Here is a 10,934-nt window from a genome sequence, read left to right as displayed (position 1 = left end):
GGCCCAAGGTGTGGCCCCGCATGGTCTCCACCGCTGCGTGGCAGTCCACTCCCGCCGTAAAGCCCGGCCCCACGGCGATGACCGCCGGAGCCATGTCCATATGGGTACCCAGGTTTTTCTTGGCCAGGATGGCGTCCACCACCGCATCTGGTTTTAGGGCCGCAATGCACGCCCCCTCCGGGTCGGCCAGCACCGGGACAATGCCCTGCTTTGTCAGCTCCAGGGCCTCCTGAGAGTTGTGGGCCAGTCGGCCGGCGACGTCCTCCACCTGGACCTCTCCCAGGCGGATGGCCTCGGAGAAGCAGACGGTGCGCCGCACCGCTGTGGGGTTAGGCAGATCTGTGAGTACCAAACGAATCCCGGCACGATACAGGCGCAGGGCAATGCCTGATGCAATATCCCCCGCGCCGCGAATAACAACCAGCATGAGTTTCTCTCCTTTGTGATTTACAGCGCCATCTCAAAAAGCGCAGGATAGGGCAGTCCCTCCAGCTCTGACAGCCGCCCGCGCTCCGCCGGCGGCATGGCCCAGGCCAGCCCGCAGTCTGCGGTGATGGTCACCGGCACCGGGATGAGCCGCCCGGGAATGTTCTTTTCCATACAATGCCGCTCCCAGCTCAGTGCGGCGGTAGTGGTTGGAAAGGTGATGACCAGGGTGGGTCGCTTTGCTCTCATTGTGTCATCTCCCTTAAAGCGGCCAGGGCCGCGTCAATGTCCTCCTCGGTCGTGTACCAACCAAAGGAGAAGCGCAGACAGCCGGTGTCCTGAGTCCCCAGCGCCCGGTGCATCCGGGGCGCGCAGTGGATGCCGGGCCGCACGGCAAGATCGTACTGCACCGAAAGCTCATCGGCGGCAGAGGCCGGGTCCCAGCCCTCCAGGTTCAGCGCCACCACCGGGGCACGGTCGCCGGAGAAGTCGCCGTAGATGGTCACGCCGTCCAGTTCCCGCAATCCTTCGACAAACCGCTCGGTCAAGGACCGCTCATGGGCGTGGATAGTCTCCACCCCGGTCTCCAGAATGAAGTCCACCGCCGCACCCAGACCAGACAATCCGTGGCCGTTTAGGGTACCCGCCTCCAGGTGCTCCGGGTACTCTCGGGGCTGGTCCTCCTCAAAGGAACGCACCCCCGTGCCTCCTGAGAGCAAAGGCCGCAGCTCCACCCCGGGAGCCATGCACAGACCGCCGGTGCCCTGAGGGCCCATCAGCCCCTTATGGCCGGTAAAGGCCAGCAGATGGACCCCCATCTCCTCCATGTCGATGGGGGTGCTCCCCGCCGTCTGGGCGGCGTCCAGCAGGAAAACAAGGCCGTGCTTTTGGGCAAAGGCGGACATGCGCCGGACATCCAGGAGATTGCCCGTCAGGTTGGAGGCGTGGGTACCCACCAGCAGTTTTGTACTGGGGCGCAGGAGCCCCTCCAGTCGGTCATACTCCAGCCGTCCCTGCAGGTCTGCTGACAGGTAATCCATCTTTACCCCTCTTTTTTTCAAGGGCGTGGAGGGGACGCAGCACCGAGTTGTGGTCCCAGTCGGTGGCGATGACGTGGTCACCGGGGTTCAGCAGTCCCCACAGGGCAGCATTCAGGGCCTGGGTCGCGTTGGCTGTGAACACCACGCGCTCGGGATAGTGGAAAGCAAAAAGCCTTGCCAGTGATTCTCGCGCATGAAAAATCGAGCGAGCTGCGGACAACTCGCTGGTATGGCTTCCCCGGCCGCAGCTCCCCTGCCCGTTCATAGCATCCACCACCGCCTGCACGACGCAGGGGGGCTTTTGTAGGGTGGTGGCGGCGTTGTTGAGGTAGATCACAGGTTTACCAGGCGGTCGGCCTGGGTGAGGATCTCGGCGATGCGGTACATATTGGTGACGCTTCCCACCGCCAGCTTCTCTTTCAGTCCATAGTAGTCCAGGCAGGTGCCGCAGGTGAGGATCTCGGTGCCCCGGCTCTCCAGCTCCCGCAGGTCCTCCAGAGAGGGACTTCCCTCCACCGTCCATTTGGCTCCCCCATTGAAAAACAGCATGGTACGGGGCGGCGTCTCCAGCTGAGCCAACGCATACAGGAAACTTTTAACCAAGGCGTGGCCCAGCTCCTCACTGCCCCTGCCCATGGTGTCACTGCCGATGGCCACCACAGCGTCCGCACCCATGACGGTGCAGCCGCAGCTGGGCTGCGGGGCGCTCTTAGGAGCGTCCTGGGCTCCCTCGCCGATCTGCACCCGCCAGAAATCAGACTCCTTCTGCACAGAGGCGGCACGGCCCTTCTGGGCGGCCATGCGCTTCAGGTTCTCCACCGCCGCGTCGTTGTCCACCCATACCTCCAGGTTTTCTCCTTCTTTCAGCTCTGCCAGAGCGTGCAGGGCCAGCACCACGGGTTGGGGACAGGCCTTTCCTCTTGCATCAATGGTCATACGTTTCTCCTCCTGCCTTGTATGTTTCATCCCGATCCCGTATAATGGGACCAGAGAAAATTTCCGATGAAATTTAGTTTATTATATAATAGCTTCAGGCCAACCGTCAACGGAAGGTCCTTGCGGGAGAAGGGAGTTCGCTTTGTTTTCTCAAATGTTTGGCCTAAAACCCGGGGTGGTCTCGGTCATCGGCAGCGGCGGCAAAACCACTCTGCTCTCCACCCTGGCCCGGGAGCTGCCCGGCCCGGTGATCCTGTGTACCACCACCCATATCTTTCCCTTTTCGGAGTATCCCCTGATTTCCGTGGAAGATGCCGGAGCTCTGAAAGCTGCTCTGACCCGCTCCCGGGTCGTGTGCCTGGGACAGCCCGGTAAAGACGGCAAACTTACCGCCCCTGCCCTGCCCTTTTCTCTGCTCCTGGAACTGGCCCCCTGGGTGCTGGTGGAGGCGGACGGCTCCAAGCATCTTCCCTTGAAGGCCCATGCCTCTTACGAGCCGGTGGTCCCCCCGGAGAGCAGCCACACCATTCTGGTGGCGGGCGCCTCAGGATTCGGCGCCCCTATCTCCCAGGCGGTCCACCGCCCGGAGCGCTTTTGTACCCTCACCGGAGCGCAGCTCCAGGACCTGGTCACCCCAGAGCTGGCCGCCCTTGCCATCGCCCGGGAAGGTCTGGCCCGCCAGGTGTTTTTGAACCAGGTGGAATCCCGGTCGGACTGGGCACAGGCAGAGCAGTTTGCCCGCGCTTTGCAGGGAACCGGAATCCAGGTGTTTGCCGGGAGCCTTCATCAAATGAGTCTTTCTTCCCTTCCCGATTCCCGATAATTTCATAAGCAGATTCTTGATTCCTATGTAGTAATTGGCGGAGCAAGGAAAATTCCTTGCTCCGCCAATTGTTATAATGACACAGATATTTTAGTCTCCCGGGGCCACAGTAATGTCCCACACAGTCTCCAGATAGGCAAGGATCCGCTCCACACATACCTCCACCAACTGCGCTCCCTTCTCCGCACTGGCATCTGCCGCCGCGCCAATACACCCATTCTCTGTTCTGGCAGAGAATGGTGCGTACTGGATCACATCGGGAAAGGCATCATCGGTAGGTACCGTGACTGGAAGGGCACTCCGGCGATCCACCAAATCAGGATAGAGATGGAGCATGACACTGGTGCCGCACTCGCTGGCATGTCCATGGGCCATGCTGCCCGTGTTGGTGAGGATACCATCGCTGTGTGTGCGTGCAAAACGCCACCAGTCGATCTGGCATGACTGAAGCCCATGGGTATGCAGATACTTCTTTGCAATATAGCTTACCGTGTCTACATTGCCGGCATGGCCGGTGAGAAATACGATGCGCTTGACCCCGTCGGACACCAGTTTTCCCACCAGAAAATCCAGGTAATCCTCCAGAATATGGCGGGGCATGGCAAAGGTGCAGGGGAAGGCACTCAAGGCGCTGGACTCCCCCATTTCTATGGCAGGCGCAATCAGAAACCCGGTACGTTGGGCAATGCGTTCTGCAATCCCCTGAGCAGCCAGCAGATCCGTGCCCATAGGAAGATGGGGGCCATAAATCTCACAGGACCCTGTGGGAATGATAACCGACGGCTCTCTGGCAATGGCCGCCAGATACTGCTCTCCTGTCATGTTTCGAATATAAGCTTGAATAAGTATCGCTCCTTTTCTCTTAGCCGTTGCCATGCGGGTACAGGCTTTTCGCACAATTTCGCACGAAATCATGTACCGCCTGGCTTGGATTGTCCTTTTTACAAAGAATATAAAATTTGCGCGGCGTATAATCCTCCTCCAGAGGGCGAAAACAAACCCCCGGATACTGCTGCAGAGGGACAAACGAGGGCAGCAGCGCAATGCCCACATTGGCCCACACCAGCATGATCTTGGTGTTCAGCGTATTGACATGAACAAAACCACGCACCGGCAGGTTGCGGCAGTAGTAGTCAAAAAGTTGAGAAATGCTGCCCTCATACATGGTGACCAGGTTCTGATCGCTCATCTGCTGCCGGGAAATCCGCTCCTGCTCACACAGTGGATTGCGGCAGCTCAAGGCGATCATCCACGGAGCATCATGGATGAGATACTGTTCCGCCTGTCCGGGAGGCAATTCATTGAGGAACTGATCACTTGTCAGGATAATATCCAGCATATTCTCCTGAAACTGTTCCAGCAGCTGATGATAGCGAAACTGAAGGCAGCTCACACGTACAGAAGGATTTTGTGCCATGTAGGAGTCAATATACGACTGGATCAACGCATCCTCATAAAGGCCCAAACCGATCTTCAGTTCCCGGATCAACCCGCAGTGAATGTTCTGCACGGTCTGAACGGACTGATCATATAACTCAATCAGTTTCTTGGCCTGGGTATAAAATTCCGTACCCGCGCTGGTCAGCTTTACACTGCGCCGGTCCCGGTGAAACAAAGTGACATGGAGCTCACTTTCCAGACTGTTGATCTTTCGGCTCATTGACGTCTGGGTGGTATGCTCCTTTTCCGCTGCCTTGGTAAAATTCAGGCATTCCGCCAGACTGATGAAACATTTGATGTTTTCAATATCCATAAGATAGCTTCCAATCTTTCCGTATGCTATGCAAAAAACGTGTTACGATGCACGCTTTTTTCATTTCCCTCCTGGTCGGAGTGCATGTTACTATTGAATCACGAACTTCTTATTTTGTGCATTATAGCAAAACAGCTCCATTCTTGCAAAGGGGACTTCTGATTTGGCCGGAAGCTTCCTCTCTGCAAAACAGGAAAGGTGGGTAATCTGCTTGAACCAACCGATTCAGGATCTGCTTGACCGCTATAAAGGCGATGCCATTTCTCTTCGCAGAAAACTGCATCAGTCGCCTGAGCTGTCCATGCAGGAAACAAACACAACCCGGGTAATCCGGGAGACACTGGAACAATACGGCATACGCTGCATGGAGGACTATTCTCTTCCCACCGGTGCCGCAGCTATTCTGGAGGGAAAGGAACCGGGAAAAACCCTTCTCCTCCGCGCGGACATCGACGCTCTGCCCATGGAGGAAAAATCGGCTCTGCCCTTTGCCTCACAACATTCCGGAGTGTGCCACACAGCTGCGGACATGATATCCATACCTCTGCCCTTCTCCTGTGCGCACGCATCCTCTCTACCCTGGAGCAGCCCCGGCGCGGCAGAGTGATCCTGCTCTTTCAGCCTGCCGAGGAAACTGGTCAGGGCTCCAAAGCGGTGATCGATTCCGGATTGCTGGAGCGCTATCCCCCTGACCTGGTTCTGGGCGCCCACTGCTGGCCCGATCTCCCCGCCGGCTCGGTGGGATTGCGCGTGGGCAGCTTTATGGCCGCCTCTGATACCCTGCATATCCGCGTCAAAGGAAAGGGCGGTCACGGGGCCCATCCACACAAGAGTATCGACCCTGTCGTCACGGCGGCCTACATCATTACGCAGCTTCAATCCATTGTATCCCGCTCCATCGATCCCCTGGAGTCGGTGGTCATCACCATCGGCACCCTGTCGGCGGGTACGGTAACCAACGTCATTCCCGATGAGGTCCAAATGGGCGGCACAGTTCGCATTGCAAACGGTCATATGCAGCCCTTGGTAGAAGAGCGGATCCGTACCATCTGCCATAGCTGCGCCCAGGCAATGGGTGCAGAATGTGAGGTAAATTATGTACACGGCATGCCTGCCCTGGACTGCGATGCCCAGGCAGTCTCTATCTTGGAACGGGCAGCCAAGGCACAGCTTGGCGAAAAGCGGGTCGCGTTTCTTCCCCGTCCTTCCATGGGCTCGGAAGATTTTGCACGCTACCTTACCCTGGCTCCCGGCGCAATGTTCCGGATCGGCACGGCAAACCAATCCGATCAGAGCCGTCTGCCCCTGCACAATGCCCACATAATCTTTGATGAGGAGGCGATCACCACCGGCGCCGCGCTTTTCTGCCGTGCGGCCATGGATTACTTGAATTGACCGACACCCCACAACATTCGTGCAATTGAGAGGAGAGAATACCATGTCAACCCAAGCAATCATTACGTTAGTTGTTTTTGTCGCTGTCATCGTACTTCTGATCTGGAAACCCATTCACCCCATTGTCATCGGCGCATGTATCCCCACCGTTCTGGCCCTCACCGGCGTGCTGGATGCCTCCACCGCCTTCAGTGACTTCGCAAATACCACCGTTATCTTCTTCATGAGCCTGCTGGTAGTAGGCGGCGCCATCTTTAAAACCGGTCTGGCCGACTTTATCGGTGAAAAAATCATCGGCCTCATCGGTAAAAATGAAAAGGGTGTAATTCTTGGTACCTCCTTTGTTGCTGTGCTGCTGTCCTCCTTCCTCAACGACACCGGAACCACCGGCTGCCTGATCCCCATCTCCGGCGCCATGGGCCGTAAGGCCGGCGTGAAGCTCTCCCGCATCTATATGGCGCTGGCTTTCTTTGCCTCGGTGGGCGGCACTCTCACCCTCATCGGCGCGGGCAACCACGTGGTGGCTCAGGGCTTTCTGGAGAAGGCCGGTATGGAAGGCTTCACCTTCTTCGAGTTTACCCCGCTGGGTCTGCCTATCGCCATTGCCGGTTTCCTGTACATGTATTTCTTCGGTATTAAGCTCCTGCCCGAGCGGGACATTCCTACGGAAAAGGACGTGGCCCTGGCTGACCGCAAGCCTGCCAAAATGATCATTGTTGCCTTGGTGTTCCTCTTCATTGTCTACTGCATGGCCTCCGGCCTGCTGGCAATGCACCTGGCCGCTGCCGTGGGTGCCATTCTGGTGGTGTTGACCGGCTGCATCAGTGTAGAGGACGCTGTCAAGCAGTTCAGCGTATCCACTCTGTTCCTGGTTGCCGGCATCTTCCCCCTGAGCACTGCCATGTCCTCCTCCGGCGCTGCGGAGTACATTATCTCCTCCCTGTCTTCCAACCTCTCCAACCTTCCTCCCATCGCTGTGCTGGCCTTCACCTTTGCCCTGGCTGTGGTAGGCACCCAGTTTATGATGGGCACCTCCCTCACCGCAATCCTCACCCCCATCGCCATTCTCATCGGCCAGACCTGTAATGTAGATCCCCACGCCCTGGTTATGTGTGTGGCTCTTGGCACCTCCGCCGCCTTCTGCACCCCCTTCGGCACCGGCCCCAACCTGCTGGTATGAGAGACCGGCGGATACGACTTCAAGGACTATGTCAAGGTCGGCCTGCCCTTCACCGTGATCTTCTATGTACTGGGTCTGCTGATGATCTACCTGATGTACTTCGTATTCTGATCAAACCTTTTCTCAGTTCAACCAACCCTACGCTATCAAAGGAGGTAGTCTATCATGAACCAAAATGCACAGAAGCTTCGCCAGGCTTTGCAGCAGCAGAGCTACCTGATGATGCCGGGCATTTACGACTGTCTGAGCGCAAAAATGGCGGAAAACGCAGGTTTTCAGGCCGCTTTCTTCTCCGGCGGCGCATTTTCCATGGCCACTCTGGGCAAGCCGGACATTGGATTTTTCAATCTGACCGAGGCAGTTCATACCCTGCGCCGCATCGTAGATTCGGTCAATATTCCCATTCTCTCTGACGGCGACAACGGCTTTGGCAACGCCATCCACGCCGCTGACACCGCCCGCGCCTTTGAAACCATCGGCGTGGCAGGCATCCAGGTGGACGATCAGGTGCTTCCCCAAAGCATCCCCTGCACCTCCAAGGAGTGCAATGAGTGGCGCTATGTGGAGCCCAAACTTATCGCCATCCGCAAGGCAGTCTCCCCCGAATTTGTGATCCTGTTCCGCACCATCGCCAATATCACCGATGATCTGGACAAGGCCATCTGGCGTATCAACCGGGCCGCGGAGCTGGGCGCCGATTACGCCTATGTGGACGGTCTGAAGTCTTACGAGGAGGCCCAGCAGGTGGCGGCTCAGGCTAAGATTCCTCTGCTGATCAATATGAACGAGAAGGGTGCCTGTGCCAAAATTCCCCTTGAGCAGATCAAGGCGCTGAACTACCGCATTGGCCTTTATCCCGTTGCCTCGGTCACAGCGGCGGCCCAGGCCTACTGCAATCTCTTCCGCACCATCCACGAAACGGGCTCCACCCTTGGATACGTTGATTCCATGTACAGCATCAAACAGCTGATGAACGACATGGGTCTGCAGGATTTGACCGATACCTACCTGCCTCTGTATCAGGAGTGATCTCTGATTTTCACGCCCCGCGTCAGCATGAGCGGGGCATTTTTATTCCCATTTTACACACCAGCTTAAAGGAGAGCATTATGGAACCGATCCAAGTTCAGGCTATCCGCAAAATTTTAGAAGATGAGCTGCGCCCGGCCATGGGCTGCACCGAGCCCATTGCCGTGGCCTACACCGCAGCCCTTGCCCGGGAATTGCTTGGCGTCTTTCCCCAGCAGCTTACGGTGCGGTGCAGCGGAAACATTATAAAAAATGTAAAGGGGGCCACCGTCCCCAATTCCGGCGGTGAAAAAGGCATTGATACTGCCGCCATTCTGGGTGCGGTCAGCGGCCGGAGCGACCTGGAACTGGAGGTACTCAGTGTGATCGGCCCCAGCGAACTGGAGCAGGCTATGGAACTGCGCCGCCAGGGGATGTGTCAATACTTTCTTGCCGAAGGCGTACCCAATCTCTACATTGAGATCACCGCTTCTGCCGGTCCGGATACCGCCGTGGTCGCAATTCAGGATTCCCACACCAACCTGGTAAAAAAAGAGAAAAACGGCCAGGTCCTCTATAAAAAGGAGCCCGACCCTCAGCAGGATACCAGCGCCCTGGCACAGCAGTACCTGGACGTCCACAGTATTTTGGAGTATGCTGAGACAGAGTCCCTCCCCTATTTGAAGCAGCAGCTGCTGCAGCAGTGCGACTGCAACTGGGCCATTGCCCAAGAGGGCCTTTCCCGACCGTACGGCGCCAGTGTGGGACGCACCCTGTGTCAGTCCGGAAATGCCTCGGACTGGCGTATCTCTTGCTGCGCCGCTGCAGCGGCAGGCTCAGACGCCCGCATGAACGGCTGTGCCCTGCCGGTGGTCATCAACTCCGGCAGCGGCAACCAGGGCATCACCGTCTCTGTCCCTGTGATCGCCTATGCACGCAGCCAGAATTGCAGCGAGGAGCAGCTCTTCTGTGCCCTGGCCGTAAGCAACCTTCTGGCTATTCACCAAAAGAAATACATCGGGAAGCTCTCTGCCTGCTGTGGCGCCATCAGCGCGGCCAGCGCGGCGGGAGCAGCCATTGCCTGGCTCCAGGGGTGCTCGGAACAAGAGGTCGCCTGGTGCCTCACCAACACGCTGGCCATTGCAGGCGGCATTCTCTGCGATGGGGCCAAGGCCAGCTGTGCGGCCAAAATTGCCGCAGGACTGCAAAGCGCGTGGCTGTCTCTGGATCTGGTGCATCAGGGTTATCGCTTCCCCGCCGGGGAGGGCTTGGTGGACGCCTCTCCCGAGGCCACCATTCAAAACTTTGGCTATGCGGCACGGGAAGGTATGCGTGACACGGACCGGGTGATCTTACACCTGATGACCGGGGAAACCGACTTAAGCTGTCCCTGAAGCGACTTGAAAGGAGCAACCGCATGAAAGATTTGAAAGAGACCTGTAAACTTGCCGTGGTTCAGGCTGCGCCTGTTATGTTTCAGCGGCAGTCCTGCGTGGAAAAAGCCTTGGATCTGATCGCAAAGGCCGCTGAAATGGGAGCCGAGCTCATCGTATTTCCGGAGCTTTTCATCCCCGGTTACCCCTATGGGATGACCTACGGCTTTACCGTGGGCCACCGGGAGGAAGCAGGCAGACAGGACTGGAAGGCTTACTACGACAATTCCATTGTTGTCCCCGGGGAAGAGACCGACCGGCTCGCTCAAGCCGCCAAACAGCACGGCGTCTACGTGAGCATCGGCGTTTCCGAGCGGGATGGGATGACCGGAACGCTCTACAACACCAATCTTGTCTTTACCCCGGACGGACGGCTGGATGCCGTACACCGCAAACTGAAACCAACCGGCGCGGAGCGGGTCGTGTGGGGCGATGCCGACCGGAATTTCTTCCCTGTTACCGACTCGCCCTGGGGTCCCATCGGAAGCATGATCTGTTGGGAGAGCTACATGCCGCTGGCCCGTGTGGCTTTGTCCCAAAAGGGCGTGACCCTTTACATCTCCCCCAATACCAATGATAACGAAGAGTGGCAGAGCACCATCCGCCATATTGCGTTGGAGGGACGATGCTACTTTATCAACTGCAACATGTACTTCACCCGGGACATGTACCCCAAAAATCTCTCTCCTCTGGAGCATATCGACGTCCTGGATGAAGTGGTTTGCCGCGGCGGAAGCTGTGTCGTTGACCCCTATGGCCACTATGTGACCCAGCCTGTGTGGGATAAGGAGGAGATCATCCTGGCCCAGCTGGATATGTCCGCAGTGCCTATGAGCCGGATGGAATTTGATCCCTGCGGCCACTATGCCCGTCCGGATGTTCTGAAACTCTCCGTTTTGGATCAATAAACACAGCACAAATATAGAAGGAGCGTCCTCTC

Annotated in this window: 13 protein-coding genes and 1 pseudogene; 7 read left to right on the top strand and 7 right to left on the bottom strand. The window is 57.5% G+C overall.

The window, feature by feature from the left end; genetic code table 11:
* The 5 genes and pseudogenes from ACLTXB_RS13210 to yedF form a co-directional block, all read right to left on the bottom strand.
* Window positions 1-427, bottom strand: a pseudogene (locus tag ACLTXB_RS13210) (selenium-dependent molybdenum cofactor biosynthesis protein YqeB); the annotation flags it as partial.
* Between the two features lie 20 nt (window positions 428-447).
* A complete protein-coding gene (locus ACLTXB_RS13205; protein ID WP_428227330.1) occupies window positions 448-675 on the bottom strand; it encodes a DUF3343 domain-containing protein in 228 nt (75 codons plus the stop codon).
* On the bottom strand, window positions 672-1,466 hold the full coding sequence (locus ACLTXB_RS13200) for an aminotransferase class V-fold PLP-dependent enzyme (protein ID WP_428227329.1): 795 nt from the start codon (window positions 1,464-1,466) through the stop codon (window positions 672-674). Before ACLTXB_RS13200 ends, ACLTXB_RS13205 begins: the two co-directional genes overlap by 4 nt.
* Window positions 1,423-1,803 (bottom strand): aminotransferase class V-fold PLP-dependent enzyme, encoded by a 381-nt coding sequence (locus ACLTXB_RS13195; protein ID WP_428227328.1) that lies wholly within the window; start codon window positions 1,801-1,803, stop codon window positions 1,423-1,425. The genes ACLTXB_RS13200 and ACLTXB_RS13195 overlap by 44 nt, the downstream gene beginning before the upstream one ends.
* A complete protein-coding gene (gene yedF, locus ACLTXB_RS13190; protein ID WP_428227327.1) occupies window positions 1,800-2,402 on the bottom strand; it encodes a sulfurtransferase-like selenium metabolism protein YedF in 603 nt (200 codons plus the stop codon). Before yedF ends, ACLTXB_RS13195 begins: the two co-directional genes overlap by 4 nt.
* Window positions 2,403-2,556: 154 nt before the next feature.
* Here yedF and yqeC point away from each other — a divergent pair, with 154 nt between their 5' ends.
* A complete protein-coding gene (yqeC, locus tag ACLTXB_RS13185) occupies window positions 2,557-3,225 on the top strand; it encodes a selenium cofactor biosynthesis protein YqeC (protein WP_428227326.1) in 669 nt (222 codons plus the stop codon).
* 90 nt (window positions 3,226-3,315) lie between these two features.
* On the opposite strand, the gene ACLTXB_RS13180 is transcribed toward yqeC, so the two are convergent.
* On the bottom strand, window positions 3,316-4,047 hold the full coding sequence (locus tag ACLTXB_RS13180; protein ID WP_428227325.1) for a creatininase family protein: 732 nt from the start codon (window positions 4,045-4,047) through the stop codon (window positions 3,316-3,318).
* A 40-nt stretch (window positions 4,048-4,087) separates the two neighbouring features.
* Entirely contained in the window at window positions 4,088-4,978 is an 891-nt protein-coding gene (locus ACLTXB_RS13175) for a LysR family transcriptional regulator (protein WP_428227324.1), read from the bottom strand.
* 211 nt (window positions 4,979-5,189) lie between these two features.
* Here ACLTXB_RS13175 and ACLTXB_RS13170 point away from each other — a divergent pair, with 211 nt between their 5' ends.
* The 6 genes from ACLTXB_RS13170 to ACLTXB_RS13145 all read left to right on the top strand — a co-directional run bounded on the left by ACLTXB_RS13170 (window position 5,190) and on the right by ACLTXB_RS13145 (window position 10,902).
* Window positions 5,190-5,585 carry a hypothetical protein gene (locus tag ACLTXB_RS13170; RefSeq protein ID WP_428227331.1) on the top strand — a complete coding sequence of 132 codons (396 nt, stop codon included), beginning with the start codon at window positions 5,190-5,192 and terminating at the stop codon, window positions 5,583-5,585.
* Complete coding sequence (locus tag ACLTXB_RS13165; RefSeq protein WP_428227323.1) at window positions 5,489-6,373, top strand: M20 metallopeptidase family protein; 885 nt, start codon at window positions 5,489-5,491, stop codon at window positions 6,371-6,373. The genes ACLTXB_RS13170 and ACLTXB_RS13165 overlap by 97 nt, the downstream gene beginning before the upstream one ends.
* A 43-nt stretch (window positions 6,374-6,416) precedes the next feature.
* The gene (locus ACLTXB_RS13160) at window positions 6,417-7,553 is read left to right on the top strand and encodes an SLC13 family permease (protein ID WP_428227322.1); all 1,137 of its coding nucleotides are present in this window, start codon (window positions 6,417-6,419) and stop codon (window positions 7,551-7,553) included.
* 165 nt (window positions 7,554-7,718) lie between these two features.
* A complete protein-coding gene (locus ACLTXB_RS13155) occupies window positions 7,719-8,582 on the top strand; it encodes an isocitrate lyase/PEP mutase family protein (protein ID WP_428227321.1) in 864 nt (287 codons plus the stop codon).
* Between the two features lie 80 nt (window positions 8,583-8,662).
* The gene (locus ACLTXB_RS13150) at window positions 8,663-9,955 is read left to right on the top strand and encodes a serine dehydratase subunit alpha family protein (RefSeq protein ID WP_428227320.1); all 1,293 of its coding nucleotides are present in this window, start codon (window positions 8,663-8,665) and stop codon (window positions 9,953-9,955) included.
* A 23-nt stretch (window positions 9,956-9,978) separates the two neighbouring features.
* Window positions 9,979-10,902 (top strand): carbon-nitrogen hydrolase family protein, encoded by a 924-nt coding sequence (locus tag ACLTXB_RS13145; RefSeq protein WP_428227319.1) that lies wholly within the window; start codon window positions 9,979-9,981, stop codon window positions 10,900-10,902.
* Window positions 10,903-10,934: the final 32 nt, after the last annotated feature.

The sequence above is a fragment of the Flintibacter sp. genome (genome assembly GCF_046973065.1).
Note: the sequence above shows the minus strand (reverse complement) of the source record. Positions and strands in the feature narration are given on the sequence as shown.